17 protein-coding genes and 1 tRNA gene are annotated in these 18,691 nt (G+C 62.5%); 7 read left to right on the plus strand and 11 right to left on the minus strand.

Annotation, left to right across the window (positions count from 1 at the left end; all coding sequences use genetic code 11):
- Nucleotides 1–59: 59 nt before the first annotated feature.
- The 6 genes from AC1DZ8_RS10240 to AC1DZ8_RS10265 are packed head-to-tail and all read right to left on the minus strand — an operon-like array spanning nucleotide 60 to nucleotide 7,327.
- The gene (locus AC1DZ8_RS10240; protein WP_181057433.1) at nucleotides 60–1,313 is read right to left on the minus strand and encodes an ABC transporter substrate-binding protein; all 1,254 of its coding nucleotides are present in this window, start codon (nucleotides 1,311–1,313) and stop codon (nucleotides 60–62) included.
- Nucleotides 1,314–1,372: 59 nt separating this feature from the next.
- A complete protein-coding gene (locus AC1DZ8_RS10245; RefSeq protein WP_477303763.1) occupies nucleotides 1,373–2,884 on the minus strand; it encodes an aldehyde dehydrogenase family protein in 1,512 nt (503 codons plus the stop codon).
- Between the two features lie 10 nt (nucleotides 2,885–2,894).
- Nucleotides 2,895–3,671 (minus strand): enoyl-CoA hydratase/isomerase family protein, encoded by a 777-nt coding sequence (locus tag AC1DZ8_RS10250; protein WP_477303761.1) that lies wholly within the window; start codon nucleotides 3,669–3,671, stop codon nucleotides 2,895–2,897.
- Complete coding sequence (locus AC1DZ8_RS10255; protein WP_477303759.1) at nucleotides 3,664–5,265, minus strand: acyl CoA:acetate/3-ketoacid CoA transferase; 1,602 nt, start codon at nucleotides 5,263–5,265, stop codon at nucleotides 3,664–3,666. Before AC1DZ8_RS10255 ends, AC1DZ8_RS10250 begins: the two co-directional genes overlap by 8 nt.
- Entirely contained in the window at nucleotides 5,262–6,278 is a 1,017-nt protein-coding gene (locus tag AC1DZ8_RS10260) for a Gfo/Idh/MocA family protein (RefSeq protein ID WP_477303757.1), read from the minus strand. Before AC1DZ8_RS10260 ends, AC1DZ8_RS10255 begins: the two co-directional genes overlap by 4 nt.
- Nucleotides 6,275–7,327 carry a LacI family DNA-binding transcriptional regulator gene (locus AC1DZ8_RS10265; protein ID WP_477400836.1) on the minus strand — a complete coding sequence of 351 codons (1,053 nt, stop codon included), beginning with the start codon at nucleotides 7,325–7,327 and terminating at the stop codon, nucleotides 6,275–6,277. Before AC1DZ8_RS10265 ends, AC1DZ8_RS10260 begins: the two co-directional genes overlap by 4 nt.
- Nucleotides 7,328–7,556: 229 nt before the next feature.
- Between AC1DZ8_RS10265 and AC1DZ8_RS10270 the strand changes: the two genes are divergently transcribed.
- From AC1DZ8_RS10270 to AC1DZ8_RS10290, 5 genes are all read left to right on the plus strand, one after another.
- Nucleotides 7,557–8,711, plus strand: a complete 1,155-nt coding sequence (locus tag AC1DZ8_RS10270) for a dihydrodipicolinate synthase family protein (RefSeq protein ID WP_477303753.1) — start codon at nucleotides 7,557–7,559, stop codon at nucleotides 8,709–8,711.
- A gap of 102 nt (nucleotides 8,712–8,813) precedes the next feature.
- The gene (gmd, locus tag AC1DZ8_RS10275; RefSeq protein ID WP_477303751.1) at nucleotides 8,814–9,884 is read left to right on the plus strand and encodes a GDP-mannose 4,6-dehydratase; all 1,071 of its coding nucleotides are present in this window, start codon (nucleotides 8,814–8,816) and stop codon (nucleotides 9,882–9,884) included.
- A 9-nt stretch (nucleotides 9,885–9,893) separates the two neighbouring features.
- Entirely contained in the window at nucleotides 9,894–10,862 is a 969-nt protein-coding gene (gene fcl, locus AC1DZ8_RS10280; RefSeq protein WP_477400839.1) for a GDP-L-fucose synthase, read from the plus strand.
- The gene (locus tag AC1DZ8_RS10285) at nucleotides 10,807–11,796 is read left to right on the plus strand and encodes a hypothetical protein (RefSeq protein WP_477400841.1); all 990 of its coding nucleotides are present in this window, start codon (nucleotides 10,807–10,809) and stop codon (nucleotides 11,794–11,796) included. Before fcl ends, AC1DZ8_RS10285 begins: the two co-directional genes overlap by 56 nt.
- Before the next feature lie 82 nt (nucleotides 11,797–11,878).
- Nucleotides 11,879–12,283 (plus strand): hypothetical protein, encoded by a 405-nt coding sequence (locus tag AC1DZ8_RS10290; RefSeq protein WP_477400843.1) that lies wholly within the window; start codon nucleotides 11,879–11,881, stop codon nucleotides 12,281–12,283.
- Nucleotides 12,284–12,287: 4 nt separating this feature from the next.
- On the opposite strand, the gene AC1DZ8_RS10295 is transcribed toward AC1DZ8_RS10290, so the two are convergent.
- On the minus strand, nucleotides 12,288–14,333 hold the full coding sequence (locus AC1DZ8_RS10295) for an alginate lyase family protein (RefSeq protein WP_477303745.1): 2,046 nt from the start codon (nucleotides 14,331–14,333) through the stop codon (nucleotides 12,288–12,290).
- 286 nt (nucleotides 14,334–14,619) lie between these two features.
- Between AC1DZ8_RS10295 and AC1DZ8_RS10300 the strand changes: the two genes are divergently transcribed.
- Nucleotides 14,620–14,826 (plus strand): hypothetical protein, encoded by a 207-nt coding sequence (locus AC1DZ8_RS10300; RefSeq protein ID WP_477303743.1) that lies wholly within the window; start codon nucleotides 14,620–14,622, stop codon nucleotides 14,824–14,826.
- Between the two features lie 146 nt (nucleotides 14,827–14,972).
- On the opposite strand, the gene AC1DZ8_RS10305 is transcribed toward AC1DZ8_RS10300, so the two are convergent.
- The 4 genes from AC1DZ8_RS10305 to cpdR all read right to left on the minus strand — a co-directional run bounded on the left by AC1DZ8_RS10305 (nucleotide 14,973) and on the right by cpdR (nucleotide 17,386).
- Nucleotides 14,973–15,854 carry a hypothetical protein gene (locus AC1DZ8_RS10305; protein ID WP_477303741.1) on the minus strand — a complete coding sequence of 294 codons (882 nt, stop codon included), beginning with the start codon at nucleotides 15,852–15,854 and terminating at the stop codon, nucleotides 14,973–14,975.
- A 154-nt stretch (nucleotides 15,855–16,008) separates the two neighbouring features.
- Nucleotides 16,009–16,383, minus strand: a complete 375-nt coding sequence (locus AC1DZ8_RS10310) for a hypothetical protein (RefSeq protein ID WP_477303739.1) — start codon at nucleotides 16,381–16,383, stop codon at nucleotides 16,009–16,011.
- A 450-nt stretch (nucleotides 16,384–16,833) separates the two neighbouring features.
- Nucleotides 16,834–16,908 (minus strand) — tRNA-Val (locus tag AC1DZ8_RS10315).
- 115 nt (nucleotides 16,909–17,023) lie between these two features.
- The gene (gene cpdR, locus AC1DZ8_RS10320; protein ID WP_006199474.1) at nucleotides 17,024–17,386 is read right to left on the minus strand and encodes a cell cycle two-component system response regulator CpdR; all 363 of its coding nucleotides are present in this window, start codon (nucleotides 17,384–17,386) and stop codon (nucleotides 17,024–17,026) included.
- Nucleotides 17,387–17,550: 164 nt separating this feature from the next.
- Between cpdR and AC1DZ8_RS10325 the strand changes: the two genes are divergently transcribed.
- Nucleotides 17,551–18,492 carry an N-formylglutamate amidohydrolase gene (locus AC1DZ8_RS10325; protein WP_477286170.1) on the plus strand — a complete coding sequence of 314 codons (942 nt, stop codon included), beginning with the start codon at nucleotides 17,551–17,553 and terminating at the stop codon, nucleotides 18,490–18,492.
- Nucleotides 18,493–18,691: the final 199 nt, after the last annotated feature.

Consider the following 18,691-nt stretch of genomic DNA (forward strand, 5'->3'; position numbering starts at 1 on the left):
CAATTGCGAGATGGATACCTTCCCCGCCGAAGCGGGGAAGGTGTTTTTAGGCGTAGTGCTTACTTGGCGTCGTCGATTGCCTTGACCAGTTCGGTCACGGCTTCGTCCGAGGTCTTGATCTGACCATGGACGAACTTCGACACGACGTCCTTGTAGGCATTGGCGACTGCCGGAGGCGCGCCATAGCCCTGGGCGAGCGAGCCGAACAGCGTGCCGCCGTCGTTCGCAGCCTTCAGGTCAGCGATGCCCTTCTTGCCGCAAGCGTCGAAGTCGGTGTCCGGAACGTCGGTACGGGCCGGAACCGAACCCTTCACCACGTTGAAGGCCGACTGGAAGCTCTTTGACAGGGTGGCGGTGGCCAACGCGACCTGGGCGGCCTTGCGGTCGTCCGGAACGTTGAACATGCCGAACATGTCGGAGTTGTAGATCACGGAGCCGTCGGTGCCCGGGAAGCGATAGCACAGGAAGTCCGTGCCCGGGGTCTTGTTGGCAGCGTGGAACTCACCCTTGGCCCAGTCGCCCATGACCTGGACAAGGGCGTCGCCCTTGATGACCATGGCGGTGGCAAGGTTCCAGTCGCGGCCCGAGAAGTTCGGGTCGACATAGGTGACGAGCTTGGCGAGGTTGTCGAACGACTTCTTCATCGTGTCGGACTTGAGCGAAGCGTCATCGAGGTCGTTGAAGGCCTTCTTGTAGAACTCAGGTCCGCCGGTCGACAGAACGACCGAATCGAACATGGTGGCTTCCTGCCAGTTCTGGCCGCCGAGAGCGAGCGGGATGACGCCAGCCGCCTTGGCCTTGTCGAGCAAAGCGACGAAGTCGTCGAAGGTCTTCGGCTCAGCGCCGCCGATCTTGTCCATCACCGCCTTGTTGATCCAAAGCCAGTTGACCGAGTGGACGTTGACCGGAGCCGCGACCCACTTGCCGTCATAGACGGAGAACTTCTGCAGGGCTGCCGGAACCGACTTGTCCCAGCCTTCCTTTTTCGCCGTCTCGGTCAGGTCGCCCATGACGCCGGCCGCCGCATAGTCGAGCACGGTGTAGCCGAGCATCTGCGATGCCGTCGGGTAATTGCCGGCCGCGACCATTGCCTTCAGCGCGGTCATGGCGGCGTCGCCGCCGCCGCCGGCCACCGGCACGTCTTTCCAGGCATAGCCTTCCTTGGCCAGGTCGCCCTTGAGGACGTTGAGAGCAGCCGCTTCGCCGCCCGACGTCCACCAATGCAGCATCTGCACTTCCTTGACGTCCTCGGCATGCGCCGAGAAAGCAAAGGTCGTCGCAAGAGCCGTTCCGATAAGCAGTTTGCGCAACATGTACTACCTCCCTTGTTGCAGTCACATAACCGACGGATGCCCGCCGGGTTCTTCCAAACTCAGCCGACCCACCAACCGGTGCGCTGGCCGCGATGAAACTGGATTGTCTTTTCCTCGGTATAATCCTCGACAGCGCGTTTGCCGAGTTCGCGTCCGATGCCGGACTGCTTGTAGCCCCCGAATGGCAGCTCGGGGTAGCCTTCCATGAATGTGTTCACCCAAACCGTCCCCGAACGCACACCACGCGCCACCGACATGCACGTGTCGATGCTGGCGCTCCACACACCCGCGGATAAACCATAAGGCGTGTTGTTGGCGATGTGCAACGCCTTTTCAATCGATTCAAAAGTCAGCACGGAAAGCACCGGGCCGAACACTTCCTCGCGCGCAATGGCCATGTCTTCGGTGACGCCGCGAATGATGGTCGGATCGAGGTATTGTCCGGCATTGGAGGCCCGCTGCGCGCCGCCGCTGTAGACATTGCTGCCGTCTTTTGCCGCTGCCGTAACGTAACCCGCGACTTTATTCAGATGATCGGCGGAAATCATCGCGCCGACTTTGGTCTGGTCGTCGAGCGGATCGCCGACCCTCACCTTGGCGGTCAGGGCCTTTACGGCGGCGAGGAAATCGTCGGCAATCGCCTCATGCACGATCAGCCGGCTGCCGGCATTGCAGCACTCGCCGGCATTGAAGAAGCCGCCGAACACCGCCGCATCGGCGGCAGCCTCGAGATCGGCATCGGGGAAGACGATCTGGCCGTTCTTGCCGCCGAGCTCCATCGAGACTTTCTTCAGCGACTGCGCGGCGGACGCCATGGTCATCTTGCCGACCCGGGTCGAGCCGGTGAAGGACACCATCTCGACCAGCGGGTGGCTGACCATCGGCGCGCCGACATCGGCGCCGAGACCGGCAAGGATGTTGACGACGCCGGCGGGCAGGCCGGCCTGCATCAGGATATCGCCGAGCACGAAGGTCGAAGCCGAGGTCATTTCGCTCGGCTTCACCACCGCCGTGCAACCGGCGGCGAGCGCGAAGGGCAGTTTCTGGCTGACGATGAGGAAGGGGAAATTCCAAGGTGTGATGATCGAGACGACGCCGATCGGCTCGCGCAGCACCACGCCCAGCATGGCGTCGCCGAGATTGGCATAGCTCTCGCCGTGCAGCGTGCGGGCGAGGGAGGCGGCATAGCGCCAGATGTCGACGGCGCCGCCGATCTCACCGCGCGCCTGGGCGATCGGCTTGCCGGATTCCAATGCGTCGAGGCGGGCGATGTCTTCGAGTTGGGCTTCGATCAGATCGGCGGCCTTGAGCAGGATGGCGGCGCGCTCGGCCGCCTTCATGCGCGGCCACGGGCCGGTCTCGAAAGCCTTGTGCGCGGCCTGCATGGCCGCTTCCACCTCGGTCTCGCCGGCCTGTGCATAGCGCGAGACGGTGAAGCCGTGGCCGGGGCTGTTGCGCTCCAGCGTGCGGCCATCATGGGCATCGACATGCTTGCCGTCGATCAGGAGCTTATAAGTCTTCGGCGTCCTGGACGCCTCAGTTGGCATGGAAATGTTGAGCGGTGCGTTCATCGTGCTTTCTCTAGGATCTCGAAAAGGCCGGCTTCTGCTTGGCCTTGAAGGCGCTTACGCCGGTCTTGATGTCGCCGGTCAGCGCAATGAAGCCGCTGGCGAGCGCCTCGATGGCGGCAGCGCTTTCCTCGCCTTCGGCGACGGCGATCATCAGTTTGGCGGCTTCGGTTGCGAGCGGTCCGCGCTCGGCGATTTTTTGCGCCCAAGTCTTGGACTCTGCCAGCGCCTGGCCGGTCGCGACCACGCGGTCGACAATGCCGAGGGCAAGCGCGTCGGGGGCGGCAAAAACCTCGCCGCCAAGCGCCATGCGACGGACGATCTGGACACCGAAGCGGCGCACGGCGCGCTGCGTGCCGGACCAGCCGGGGACGACGCCAATCGATGTCTCGGGGAAGCCAAGCTTAATTTGTGTTTCCGCGACACGGAAGTCGCAGGCGACCGCCAGTTCCAGCCCGCCGCCCAGCGCATGGCCGGAGAGCACGGCGATGGTCGGTTGCCTGAGCCTTGCCAGCCGGTCGAACACGCGGTGGCCGTAGCGCACCCATTGCACCTGGAAATCGGCAGCACTCATCTCGCCCCAGGCCTCGACATCGCCGCCGGCGCAAAAGCCTTTGCCTTCGGCGCGGACCAGCACGACGCGCACGCCTTCAGCCATCTCGGCTTCGTCGAGCGCTGCTTCGAGAGCACGCAGCATCGGAATGTCCAACGCGTTGAACTTTTCCGGCCGGCGCAACGTGACGATGCCGATGGCGCCGTCCTGCTCGAAGGTGACGGGGCGCTCAGCCATGCGCGCCTCCGAGCGAAGCGCCGCCATTGAGCGACAGGCCGATCGGCCGATCCTGGTAGAGGGCCGTCGGCGTGACCTTGAGGTCGTTGGCGACGCCGAGCGGTGTTTCGGACTGCGCCAGCACATCGCGCTCGAGGTCGATGCCGGGTGCCAGTTCCGTCACCATCAGCCCGTCCGGCGTCAGCTTCATCACGCAGCGCTCAGTGACATAGGTGATGTCCTGTCCCTGAGCGACCGCTCGCTTGCCTGAGAAGGAGATGTGTTCGACCTCGTTGACCACCTTCTTGACCTTGCCTTCGGCGTCGATGCGGATGCCGCCATCGGCGAGCGAGAGCTTTGCGCCAGCGTTGAAGAAGCCGGAGAAGACGATCTTCTTGGCCCGCGCCGTGATGTCGACGAAGCCGCCGGCGCCGGCGGTGACATGCGGCCTTGCCGAAAGTTTCGAGACATTGACCGAGCCATGGCGGTCGATCTGCAGGAAGGACAGCAGCGAGGCGTCGAAGCCGCCGGCCTGGAAATAGATGAACTGGTGCGGCGAGGGCATGATCGCCTCGGCGTTGGAGGCGCAGCCGAACTTGAAGTCGAGCAGCGGCACGCCGCCGACGGCGCCCTGTTCGATCACCCAGGTGACCTTGCCGTGCTGGCCTTCCTCGAGAAGGATGCGCGGCACGTTGGCCGACATGCCGAAGCCGATGTTGACGGCCATGCCGTCGCGCAATTCCATGGCGACGCGGCGCGCGATGACCTTTTGCACGTTCATCTCGGCATTGCGGAAGCTCGACAGCGGCCGGAAGATCTCGCCCGAAATCGCCGGGTCGTAAGGCGTCAGCGTCGTCTGCAACTGGTCGGGCGCCACCACGATATGGTCGACCAGCACGCCGGGCACGCGCACGTCATGCGGCTTCAGCGTACCGTTTTCGACGACGCGCTTGACCTGCGCAATGACGATGCCGCCATTGTTGCGGGCAGCGAGCGCCTGTTCGAGGCCGCCGAGATAGGCGCCTTCATGCTCATAGGTGAGGTTGCCGCGTTCGTCGGCTGTGGTGGCCCGAATGATCGAGACGTGAGGCACGATCGAGCGGAAATAGAGCCATTCCTCGCCGTCGAACTGCTGCACCGACACGATCGGCTCGCTGGCCGCCGCGTTCATGGCGCAGCCCTGATGGCGCGGGTCGGCAAAAGTGTCGAGACCGACCTTGGTCAGCACACCCGGCCGCTTGGCGGCGGCCTCGCGATGCATGTCGAACAGGATGCCGGAGGGCACATTGTAGGCGGCAACGGAATTGTCGCCGATCATCTTCCAGATCTGCGGCGGTTCGGACGAGGAGGGGCCCGACGGGTACGAACCGCAGAGCGTGCGCTTCAACAGGCCGGGCTTGGCCAGATGGTCGATGCCCTTGATGCCATACATGTCGCCGGCGGCAATCGGATGCAGCGTGGTGATATTTTTCGGATGGCCTTCGCTATCGAAGCGCTCGCCGATGGCGGCGAGCACCGCATCCGGGCAGCCGAGGCCGCTCGACGACGAGACGGACACGGTCATGCCGTCCTTGATCAGGCCGGCGGCTTCGGCGGCGGAAACGAGTTTGCTCACTTGGCACTCCCGAGCTTGGGATCGATGGCGACCGCTTTGCCGGATTTCTCCGATTGCAATGCCGCTTCGGCCGAGGCCAGCGACCAGACGCCGTCTTCGCCGGTGGCGGAAGGCTGGCCCTTGCGGCTTATGGCTGCATGGAACTTGCGCAGCGACCGGACATAGAGGTCTTCGCGGGAGAAGCTCAGTTCTTCCTCACCCTTGGCTGTGCGCAGCAGCACCGAGCCGATGGGCTTCTGCGTCATCACATTTTTAGCGATCAGCGAGCCTTCGGAACCATGCACCTCGAAGCCGGTGTCGGCGTACCGGGTGGTGAAGCCTTCATGGGACTGGGCAATGAGGCCGGACTTGAAGCGCCAGATGCACATGGCGCCGTCTTCCAACCCGCTGCCGGCCATCCCTGCCGACTGGGTGAAAGCCGAAATCTCGATCGGATCGTCGCCGAGCACGAAGCGCAGCGTGTCGGCATCGTGGACGGTGATGTCGAGCACCACGCCGCCGCCGGCCTCCGGCCTGGTGATGCGCCAGCCCTGCAGGTTTTCCGGCAGGTAGACGGAATGAAAGACGCGGGCGGCGATCGGCTTGCCGATGCGGCCGGCCGATATGGCGTCACGCATGGCGCGATGGGCGCCGGCATTGCGCAAATGATGGTTGGTGCCCAGCACGATTCCGGCTGCCTTGGCCGCGGCGACCATTTTGCGCGCGCCAGCGCTGGTCAACGCTAGCGGCTTTTCGCACAGAACATGCTTGTCCGCCTTGATGGCGGCCAGCGCCTGTTCGAGGTGCAGTTCATTGGTGGTCGAGATGTAGACGGCGTGGATGCCGGCGCCGAGCAGATCGTCCAGCGTCGAGACGGCGAGCGGAATATCTTGTTCCGCGGCATAGGCCTTGGCCCGCTCCGGGCTGGAGCTCATCACCGCGGCGATTTCTCCGTTTTCCTGGGCACGGATGGCACCGATCATGAACTGTTTGGCGATCGTGCTGGCGCCGATCAGTCCCCATCTGACGCTCATGCCGCGTCTCCCATTCCGGTGTTCTGGGCGTGGCGATCGGGACCGCAGCTTTCCCTGACGACCAGATTGACGGCGCCGATATGGTCCTCGGCGCGCGTGGTACGCGACTGGATCATCTTCAGCATGACATGCGCGGCGCGCTCGCCAAGGCCTGCCGTGTCTACCGAGACGCTGGTCAGCGCCGGCATGTAATGCTCGGCCTCGACCACGTCGTCGAAGCCGACGACGGCAAAATCCGCGCCGGGCTCCAACCCGCGCTTGCGTAGCGCCAGCATGACGCCGAAGGCGACGGCGTCGTTGAAGCAAAGCGCGGCCGTCGGCGGTTCAGCCAGGGCAAGGGCGGTCTCCAGGCAAGCGATGCCGCCCTTGCGGCTGGTTTCGCCTTGGACGACGAGCACGTCGCGCCGGGCAATGCCTGATGTTTCGCAGGCCTCGCGAAAACCGCCCAGGCGCTCCTGATAGACGACCAGATCGGACGAGCCGCCGAAGAAGGCCAGCCGGCGGTGGCCCTTGCCGATAAGATGGGCGGCGGCGAGGTACGCGCCGCGATGGTTGTCGGGCGCAATCACCGGGATGCGGCTGTCCGGCAGGCGGCGCATGGCGAACACCACCGGCACGCCCGCCGTCTCGAGGCGGCGGAAGGCGCCCGGCGTGGTGCCGCGCGCCGGCGACACGATCAGCCCGGCGACGCCCTGTTCCATCAGCGACTTCAGCACTTCTTCCTGGCGCACCGGATTTTCCGCCGTGTTGGCGATGAACGGCACGATGCCGGCCGACTGGAAGACGCGCTCCATGCCGACAGCCAGCTCGGCGAAAAAGGGGTTGGTGAGATCGTTGATGACCATGCCGATGACGTTGGAGTGGGCCTTGCGCAGATTGGCGGCGCCGCGGTTGTAGACATAGCCGACATCCTCGATCGCCTTGCGAACCTTGACCGCGGTTTCAGGCCGGATCAGCCCCGAGCCTTGCAGCACGAGCGACACCGTCGATTTGGACACACCGGCCTCGCGGGCGATGTCCAGGATCGTTGCCTTGGGCCGGCTGGCCATATGGGTGGTTTCCTCCGCCTGAATTGGAAAATCTATTGGAACGTTCTAATCACTGTGCCAAACGAGAGTCAATCAGGATTCTAGCGAGGATCAAAAAATTGATGAATGCGGTGCTCAGCAAGGCTCTTGACCTCTTTTCGGCATTTGGACCGGTTCAATCTCAGGAATCATAAAGGTTCTTGATTTATTGGAACGTTCCATTTATAGGATGCCGGAAACGGAGGTTGCCATGGATATTGCCCTGCCTGCGGAGAATGGCGGCCGCGTCAGCTACAAGCTCGTGGGTGACCCGGTGGAGCCCAGGATAGGCGCTGCTTTCCCGCGCATCGCCTATGCCGCGGCCCATGTCGTCGCCGACCCGCTTGCCATGACCAATCCGTGGTCGAAGCCTGCAGTCGACTGGGACAAGACGATGGCGTTTCGTCATCATCTGTGGCGGCTCGGCTTCCGCATCGCCGAGGCGATGGACACCTCGCAGCGCGGCATGGGGTTCGATTGGGCGAATGCGCAGGAATTGATCCGGCGCTCGATCGCCGAGGCACGCAGCGTCGAAGGCGCCGATCTGGCATCGGGCGCCGGCACCGATCATCTGGCGCCGACGGCCACCAGAACGCTGGACGATGTGATCGCCGCCTATGAGCAGCAGTTCGCTTTCATCGAGGGCGAGGGCGGCAAGGCGATCATGATGGCCAGCCGGGCGCTGGCGGCGGTCGCCAAAGGCCCGGATGATTATGTCAGGGTTTACGACCGCATTCTCAGCCAGGCCTCCGGCAAGGTCATCCTGCACTGGCTGGGTGACATGTTCGATCCGGCACTGAAGGGCTATTGGGGCAGCGGCGATTTCGAGGCCGCGCTCGATACCGTCGTCGCCATCATCGAGCGCCATGCTGGCAAGGTCGAGGGGATAAAGATATCGCTGCTCGATGCCGACAAGGAGGTCGCCTTGCGCAACCGGCTGCCGGAAGGCGTCGTCATGTTCACCGGCGACGATTTCAACTATCCCGAACTGATTGCCGGCGACGGGAAGCGGCATTCGCATGCCTTGCTCGGCATATTCGACGCCATAGCCCCGGTCGCCAATGCGGCCCTGGCGAAGCTGGCCGACGGCGACCGCGCCGGCTATGACGCGCTGATGGCGCCGACGGTGCCGCTTTCGCGCAAAATCTTCGAGGCGCCGACCGAGTATTACAAGGCCGGCATCGTCTTCATGGCCTGGCTCAACGGCCGCCAGGACCATTTCACAATGGTCGGCGGCATGCAGTCGGCACGCGGCGTCCTGCACTATGCCGACATCTTCCGCCTTGCCGACCAGGCAGGCTTGCTGGCCGATCCCGCGCTTGCGCTGACCAGAATGAAGCATTTCTGCGCGGTCGCGGGTGCCTGAGAACAGCATAGCCGTCTGAAAAGTATCCCCCGTATGGGGGATTTGCGTTCTCGCGCCAAATCTGTATTCCGTTGCCGGGATTGGGAGCGGACGAATACGGCAATGACGGAAAAAGTGGCGCTCATCACCGGTGTAACCGGGCAGGACGGGGCCTATCTTGCAGAGCTGCTTCTGCGGAAGGGCTATGTTGTCCATGGCGTCAAACGCCGCTCGTCCTCGTTCAACACCGAGCGCGTCGATGACATCTATGTCGATCCGCATGAGCGCGGCGCACGCTTCTTCCTGCATTATGGCGACCTGACCGACGCAACCAATCTCATTCGTCTGGTGCAGGAGACGCAGCCCAGCGAGATCTACAATCTCGGCGCCCAGAGCCATGTGCAGGTGAGTTTCGAGACGCCCGAATACACTGGCAATGCCGATGCTCTGGGAACGCTCAGGCTGCTGGAGGCGATCCGCATCCTCAAGCTGGAGAAGTCGGTGCGCTTCTACCAAGCCTCGACCTCGGAGCTTTACGGAAGGGCGCGCGAGGTACCGCAAACCGAGACGACGCCGTTCCATCCGCGCTCGCCCTATGCTGCGGCGAAGCTCTATGCCTACTGGATCACGGTCAATTACCGCGAAGCCTACGGCATGTTCGCCGCCAACGGCATTCTGTTCAACCACGAAAGCCCGACGCGTGGCGAAACCTTCGTCACCCGCAAGATTACGCGGGCCGTCGCCTCGATCCAACACGGCCTGCAGGACACGCTCTATCTCGGCAATCTCGACGCCAGGCGTGACTGGGGCCATGCGCGCGACTATGTAGAAGGCATGTGGCGCATTCTGCAGCACAGCGAAGCCGACGATTTCGTGCTGGCGACCGGCGAGGCGCATTCGGTGCGCGAATTCGTCGAACTGGCTTTCGCCGAGACCGGACGGGCCATTCGCTGGCAAGGCGAGGGTGTCGACGAGGTCGGCGTCGATGCCGGTTCGGGCGCCGTCCTGGTGCGCATCGATCCGCGCTATTTCCGGCCGACCGAGGTAGACTTTTTGCTCGGCGACCCCGCCAAGGCCAAGGCAAGACTTGGCTGGTCGCACACGACCGGGTTCAGGGATCTGGTGGCGGAAATGGTGCAGGCCGATCTGGCGCGCGCTGCCGGCGGCACGCTACAGAACAGCCGCTCTGCGTGAGGCAGGCCGATGGACGCGACATTTGAGCTGAAAGGCAAGCGCGTCTTCGTCGCCGGGCATCGCGGCATGGTCGGTTCGGCCGTCGTGCGACGACTGGCGAGCGAGGACTGCGAAGTGCTCACCGTGTCCCGCGACAGGCTCGATCTGCTCGACCAGGCAGGGGTGCGGCGCTGGATGGCCGACCACCGCCCGGACGCCGTGGTGATGGCGGCCGCCAAGGTCGGCGGCATCCTGGCCAATGACCGCTTCCCGGTCGACTTCCTGCAGCAAAATCTGGTGATCCAGAGCAACGTCATCGACGGCGCCTTTCGCAGCGAGGTCGGCAAATTGCTGTTTCTCGGCTCGTCCTGCATCTATCCCAGGCTCGCGCCGCAGCCGATCCGGGAAGACGCGCTGCTGACCGGCCCGCTCGAACCCACCAACGAATGGTATGCGATCGCCAAGATCGCCGGGCTTAAACTGTGCCAGGCCTATCGGCGCCAATACGGCGTCGATTACATCTCGGCAATGCCGGCCAGCCTTTACGGCCCGGGTGACAATTTCGACCTGCAGAGCAGCCATGTGGTGCCGGCGCTGATGCGGAAGGCGCATGCGCTGGCGCTGAGCGGCGACACCAGCCTCGAGGTTTGGGGCTCGGGCACACCGCGGCGCGAATTGCTGCATGTCGACGACGCAGCCGATGCGCTGGTCTGGCTGTTGAAGAATTATGCCGGCGACAGCCACGTCAACGTCGGTTCGGGGGAGGATGTCACCATTGCCGAACTCGCCCAAACCGTCGCGTCCGTCGCCGGCGTCGAGGCTACGATCGCCTTCGATACGACGAGGCCCGATGGCACGCCGCGCAAGCTGATGGATGTGTCGCGGCTGTTTGCTACGGGATGGCGCCCGCGATACGCGCTTCGCAGTGGATTGGAACAGACATATGCCTGGTTTCTCCAGCATGTTGAGAAGGGTGACGTCCGCCTCGGCGCGGCCTGATCGCAATCCTCGGCATGCAAAGTTGATTGCCGCGACCCGGGATGACGGGCTGGGCGGCCGGCTTCTGGCCATGGTCAACGCAAAGGCGCTTGCCGATGCAACAGGCCACCGCTTCGGTTTCACCTGGAAGCGAGCCGTCTCGGACAAGACGTTTCACATTGTCGATACGGTCGACAAAATATTTGCTCCCAACTTCATCGAAAAGCACTGGCTGGGCGAAAAGATCACAGGCGCATCTCTTGAGATTCTCAAGAAAGGGAAATTTACCCGCGCAAGCCTGAACGCGTCAGCCCGGCGAAGCTTTTTTCGCGGCTGGCTCTGCAACGATTTCAACGTTCTGGAATCTTTTCGCGACAAGGGAAAGCCGCTCGCGACATCCGACACGATCAGGACGATCGGCTTTGCCGAGCCGGTGAACCACGCGCTGCGCGCGGCCCAGTCCTGTCAATTTCCGGGGCAAATGGCCGGGCTGCACCTGCGCAGCGGCGATATCGTTCGCGGCAAATACCGTTCGACGCTCAATTTCAACGGCAAGGTGATTCCTTCGACCCTGGCCAAGGCGATTGTGGCGGAGCTCGCGTCACAGGGCGCTGCTGGTCGGCCAGGACCGAGCGACGCTCGACTATTTGAGATCGCAAACCGGCGCGTTGCTGACCGACGATTTCGGCGCCAACGCATTCGAGGATCAGACGCTGAGGGCATTTTTCGAGATGGCGCTTCTGGCGCGCTGCCAGCGGATCTATGCCGGCAGCAGCGTGTTCGCATCGGTGGCCTCGGTGATCGGCGGTTCTCCGCGCATCAAGACCACCGCTCTGTTCAGCCCGCCCCGCGCCTCGCAACTCATGCTCGAAGAGCTGGCGCAGCATCAGTCCGACTATCATCCGTTCGAAGCGGCCTTCGGCTATCTGTCGGCGTTCCTGGCTGTCGAGGATGAAATCAGCCCGGCCAGGGCAAGGGACATTCTCGGCAAAGGCTGCGCGCTCGATCCTGAAAACGATGCCTATGCGCTGAAGATCGTGGCCTCCTATTTTCGCGAGGGGGATTACGCTGCAGGCGAAGCCATTTTGAAATCGCGCATGACTGCACAATTCGAGGCGTGTCCCAAGGTGCCGCTGCCAATGCTCTCGGCCCTGTCGCGCAAAACAGTGCACGGCCACGCCATGGGCAAGGATTTCGCGTTCTATTTTGCCGCGGCGAAGGCCGGTCATCCCTTTGCCACGGCCTGCGCGGCCCATATTCTGCATGACGGGTTTGGCGAACTGAAACCGGCGCTCGAGATGATCGCCGGATCGCAGGCTGCCGAACCGGCCAATGCATTGTTCAAAAAGATCAGGCGCTACATCCGGCCGATCGCGACGCGTGAATCCAGCCCGCTATTGAAAGCGCGGCTGCGTCTTTGGAAGGCCGGGATCAGGATTTAGTCCATCACTGCCTTCGCCAGACCCAGAACGGCGCGATGCCCCGGTCGGGATGGAAAAGCGGTCTCCCGGCGGTGAGATCGGCAAGCGCTGTCGCCTCAGGGTCCTGGCGCGCGAGATCGAACAGCAGCGGCAGGGCCAGATCCTGGTCGATGGTCTCGATATCTTGCCTGCCGATATCGGCTGCAAACCGCCGCAGCGCCATGACCAGCCCCTGTCCCTCGGCAGCCTTGTGCCGCCACAGATCGTCGCCGACCGAGGACAAGAGCCGCGCCAGGGAAGTCCAAGCCTGCAAGGCGAACATGGCGTCGTGCAGGCTGGACGGTTCGTTCAAAAGCGAGCCGTCGGATGCGATCTCGGCAACCAGCCTTTCGCGGGCGTGGAGGCGGACCCTGGCCAGCGTCGCGCCGTCGTTCAGAAACAGTGCGATCGATGCCCGTTGCAGATCGCTGACGACACCGCGATTGCCAAACGCCGTCGCCGGCGCGGTGGCCAGCCATTTGCCGTAGCTGGCAAGCCAGGCTTGGAAATCCTCCCGGGCCTGCCCATCCAGCACCCCGGCGCGTTCAACAAGGCGGACGGCATCGAGGAGGAAGTGGAGATCGCCAAGCCCCAGGACATCTTGCTGCGCGTAAGGCGGCTTCATCCTTGTGCCGGGGTCGATGAACCAGGCGCGGATCCCTTGCGCGGCATGGGTGGCAAAGCGCTGCTCGCCAAGCACGGCCGCCGCCAGCGCCAGCACGGTGATGTCTTGCAGGACATGGGGCAGGCGGGCAGGATCGCCTGCTTGATGGAGATCGGTGCGATGAGCGCGGGCCAGCACCTCGCTCGCGGCCGTTTCAAGCTGGCGGCGAAGCTCGGCGTCATGGTTTCTGGATGCCGCGGCAAGAGCAGCGTCATCGTAAAAAAACAGGCGCGACGGATCGAGCCTGGCGGCGGTTGCGAGGGCATCGCAGCGGTCGATCATGTCGACGATCGCTTCGTCGCGGCTGCTCCAGCGGGCGACGAAACCGACCTTGCCGATTTCCAGATGCGCGCGCCCGGAATCCAGACGCGCCACCCAGCCGGCATTCTGGAAAAGCCCGGCATCGGGGGCCAGCGACGGACGTGGGAAATCCCACGGGTCGTCGCGGAAACGGTCCCACGGTCCGGGAACGCCGAGCCGCCACAGCATTTCGACCTTGGGCCGGCGGCCATAGGCATAGTTTTCGTCGAACAGCTCAGTCGTGTCGGTGCGAAAGATGATCTGGGGCTCTTCCCTGGCCGGCGGCTTGAAATTCTCGTCGAGCAGGCCCGCGTTTTCGACGATGCGCGCCATCGGCACGATGACATAGGGCAGATACGGCCGCGCCTCGATTGCTTCGCGTATCTGCCGGAATGCCTGCTCGGTCAGATAGCAGTTTCCGTCCCACGGCATCAGCCACTTCGCCCGTGTGCGTGCGATCTCGAGCGCCTTGTTGCGGGCGCCGTTGTTGTTCATCAGATAACGGTTTTTGCTGCGCCTGATGAGCGTTTCGTAGCGCGCTGTGAGCTCAGCCGATTGGCCGCTTTTGCCGGAAAACCGGATTTCCTTTGCTGCCAGCCTGTCGATGTCCCACGCAATCCTGCCATAGGCCTCGAGATCGAAAGGGATGCGCAGAAAGCTCTGGCCGCGCCCCTCCAGCAGCTGGACGATGCGGGCCTCCTCATCTGGATCGGCTATACGATTGACGATCCAGAATTTGTCGCAGTCAGGAAAGGCGGGCTCGTTGTCCAGGATGAAGCGGGCATTGTCGAAGGACTGGCCTTTGCGGTGCCGCGGCTCGAGATCGTTGCCAATGATGCGGACGAGCATGAAGCTGTCCTTCGTCGCCGCAATCGGCAAGGCGGGGTATGCGTCACGTGCCGCCCTGATGCGAAGCCTGACATCGCGCCTGTGTTCGAGCGTTCGCTTTGCCGCAACCAGGACGCCGCCAAGGCTCGCGCCTGGCGATTGGAGATATTTCCTCGCCCTTTTGAGCTCGAGGTAGATGCGTTGCCAGGCCGGCTTCCGCTCCGCCGGAGTTGACGTCATGGCCACCCGCCGAAGCGAGCGCGCCGATGGTTACGGCCGCAGCCGATCCTCGACCATCCTGATGTCGTCATTCGCATTGTTCCCCCCGAACATCGCGTCTGTCCCCAGCCTTAAAGCCATCGCGCCCGGGCGTCACGACTGAAAATTTGTCCCAGGCCTTGTCGTGCCCGCTCAGCCGCCTGCGCCGGGAAGGCTTTGCCGGCAATTCAGTTTGCTCGTGAACCATTTCGGTGCCGCCCGCGACCAAGCGCTGTGTAGCAAACACGGTCCATCAAAGAGAACGTCCATGTCTATCACTTCAAGAAACGTCCTTCTCGCCGCCATCGCCGTTTCGGTGCTGGCGGGGTGTCAGACGGCACCGCCGAGGGAATGCGAGAAGACCAAGCCTGGTGTCACCTATAACGGCAAATGCTGCGGCATCGGAACCCCGTGCCGTGAAGGCCGCAACGCCCCTCATGACAAGCCCGACAGGCCCGATCCGCGGCCGCAATGATCCACGAGCCTGAATCGTCCCGGTTTCGCGCCGGGACGTTTCCCGGTTTTCCCTAGAGCGGTTCATCGTTTCAGGAAAACGCCGAACCACTCTATCTCTTTGTTTGAGCATGATCTTTTTCGAAAACCGGGTTCCACTTTTCGGGATCATGCCCGGGTCAGAGTGCGCCGAATGGCTGAAAGAAATCTCGAAACCCGAGAAGACCGGACGGCGTCGGCTGCCAACACCGCATCCATCGACCGTTCGAATTCGGTCACCATCGACGCCAGCAACGCCTGCAGCGCGGGACCGTGCAGCCTGTCGACGATGGCGTCATAATCGGCAAGCGTGGCGGCGACGACGCCCGGGATGTCTTCATAACGGCACCAGATCACATGCTCATGGTAGGGGATGTGCGTTCGCAGCGGCACCTCCTCGCTGATGACGAGGCAGCCTTGCGACAGCGCCGGCAGCACCCTGAACTCTTCGATCGAATGATGGTGCCAGGTCTGGTGCGGGTTCACGACGATCTTCGCGCTCCGGTACAGCGACTGCAGCCCAGGCAGGTCGTAAATGCCTTGCGCGTTCCGGTAGCCCGGAAATCCCTCGAGCTTCTCGATCACGGCTGCCCGCCTCGGCTCGCGGGTGTTGATGATGTTGGTCAGAACGTCGATCTGCCGGCCGCCGGCATTTGAATACGGAAACGGGATGGCTGGGCAGTAGACGATGCGGTCGCACAGATCGCGCGAGAATTTCCCGCTGGATCTGATGTTGACGATGTTCGGCACATTGTATTCCAGCACGATATCGGCGGCGCGGAACTGCTTTTCCCTGGCAATGCGCACCAGGTATTTTTCGTCGCCGCCGAACATCGATGGGACGACGCCCCGGGGCGATGAGCGGGGAATGTCGCGCCCGCCGGGGAGCACCAGATTGTGCTCGTCCTGCATGAAGATGCGCAAATCGGCACGCGGTTCGCCACGCTTGGCGAAATAGGCCTGGACGACCGGCAGGTTGGTCATGAGCTTGTGAGCATTGAGATAATGCATCCGGCGACCTCCGGGTGAAATCAGCCCGGTTGTCAAGACAGGCGCGTGGCCCCTGCGGGGCGGCGAATGGCGGGGACGATGCAAAAGTGTACGGGCATCACCATGCCGACTTCCAAAGAATGCCGCCGAGGTCTGATGTCAGAAAGTGCCCAAGCTACTTGTACAGTCCGGGATACTTTGCCTTCTCGGCCTGGCAGCTATCTCGCCGGTTTGCGGCTTGGACAAATGAGTTCTCGTAGATGCGTATCGCCCATTTGAATTTGGATGGGTTGGACGTCAGATGCTTGTCAACGCCGTCGTATAGCAGCACTGGAACAGCGATGAAGGTTCTTGCATCTTCGCCAGGCCTTAACTTCCGGCACCTTTGCATAACCCCATTGACGTTACCGGCCATGGTGGCAGCTATCTTCAGCTGGGCGTCCGGCATCCGAGCCAAGTGCTCAATGTTCTTTTTCTCTCCCTCACCGGCTGAAGCAGCAGAAGATATGAAGCAAACGCCTGCAATCGCAGTTATCAAGATAAGTCTCAATGTCCTCCCTCCAACTGTCCTATCTGAGAGAAATTACAGCATAGATTGAGGCGTTGAAAAAGTCCGGTTCGGCGCGATCTTTGCGAGGTCTAGAATGAAGGCGGCAGGACAAACGTGCGTTATTTTCTTTATGATCGCCCTAACAGGTTGCGGGGGAGAAAGTATCCAGACGTTCGACCTTGTTCGCGCGGATGGGTCGAAGGCACATTGCGGACACACGGTACCGGCATTTCTTCCAGTCCGTGAGCGCGTGGATCCCTACGTTGCGCAGTGCGTATCGGCGTGCATGAAACTTGGCTTCTCCGTCGAAAGCACCTTCCCGCCTGGTCTAGCAAATCAGAAGATAGAAAATGTTGCTGAAGGCGCGGGGTCGTTCTGTCCGATATGAGCGGAGTGAGCCTGCGTTTCTGTGCCTACCAGCACAAGCGCTCAGCTAAGTTATTGAAAGGATGGTGGGCGTGACAGGGATTGAACCTGTGACCCCTGCAATGTCAATGCAGTGCTCTCCCGCTGAGCTACACGCCCATCCGAAGCCGCGCATACACCATTTTTGATCCAGCGCGTCAATAGCCGGAAAAGGGAAAGAACGGCTCGTTTTGTCGCGCCGCCAGACGAGCGGCGGAATCGTACTGGGCGTGCTTCAGGCGGCCTGCAGCATTTTTTCGACCTCATTGACGAGATCGCGCAGATGGAAGGGCTTCGACAGCACCTTGGCATCTTTCGGCGCCTTGGAATCGGGGTTGAGCGCGACAGCCGCGAAACCGGTGATGAACATCACCTTGAGGTCGGGATCGATCTCGGTGGCGCGGCGGGCGAGCTCGATGCCGTCCATCTCCGGCATGACAATGTCGGTCAGCAGCAAGGAGAAGGGTTCTTCGCGCAGCCGCTCATAGGCGCTGGCACCATTGTCGAAATCGCTGACCTGGTAGCCCGCCCGCTCCAGCGCCTTGACCAGGAACCGGCGCATATCGTCGTCGTCTTCCGCCAGCAGAATGCGTGCCATCATATCCCGTCCGAATCACCCCACCCAAGCCTGCCGTCCGGCAAGCCCGTTAACCATCCTGTATATGAGGAGGTGACGGTAAACATCAAGTGAACGCTAGCAGCATTAATCCTGATTTGACGGGGTTTCTGGCACGCCGAAATGCTGGACATGCGGCTGATGAGGTGGCAGTTTCCCATCATGATGCATTGCTGTTTCCGGGTTCGTTCAAATTGACGACGGCAGCCGAGGATTTTTCGGTCGTTCCACCCTTCGAAATCCGATCGGGCGCCGAGCAGCGCGTTCCCTTCGTCTTCAACTCGCCGCATAGCGGCCGCTATTATCCCGACCGCTTCCTGGCCATGGCCAGGCTCGACCGCAACGCCATCCGGCGTTCCGAGGACTGCTATGTCGATGAGTTGTTCGGCGGTGCAGTGGCGCTCGGCGCGCCGATGCTGGCAGCGAATTTTCCGCGCGCCTATCTCGACGTCAATCGCGAACCCTGGGAACTCGACCCGCGCATGTTCGCCGAGCCGGTGCCGTCCTTCTGCAACATCCGCTCGGCGCGCGTGGCCGGCGGGCTCGGCACCGTGCCCAAGCTGGTGGGCGAGGGGCTCGACATTTATTCCGGGCGGCTGCCGCTGGCGGAGGCCGTGCAGCGCATCGAGGCCGTCTACAAACCCTATCACGAGACGCTGAAGCGGCTTTTGACCCGAACCCATGCGAGGTTTGGCTATGCCGTGCTGATCGACTGCCATTCGATGCCGGCGAGCATCAGGGTGGGCGACAGCGGCCTGCGGCCGGACTTCATCGTCGGCGACCGTTTCGGCATCTCGGCCACGGCTGCGTTGACCGAGACGGCGATAGGCCTGCTCACCGGCATGGGCTATACCGTCGCTCACAACAAGCCCTATGCGGGCGGCTTCATCACCGAGCATTACGGCCGGCCGGCGCGCCATCTGCATGCGCTGCAGATCGAGGTCAATCGCGGGCTCTACATGAATGAGCGGACGTTCCAGAAATCGGCTGGTTTCGATGCGCTGGCCGACGACATGGCGCGCTTTTCGGCCGACCTGATGGCGATGCCCGACCACCATTTCATCGACCTGCCGCTGGCTGCCGAATGACGCCGGAACGGCGGCTGTTCACGGGATCCCGCGCCAGCCATGCGGCGGCGTAAAAAAAGACCGCATCGTTTGCACGACACGGTCGAAGTCTAGGGAGGAAACGCCCAAGGAGGGCATGGACAGGAAAACCTGTCCGAGTACAAAGTTATTGTGCGATGCACAAATGTCAATCGATTCCACGCTTTTTTAATTCACTCTG

This window comes from Mesorhizobium sp. P2_F7, assembly GCF_056403695.1.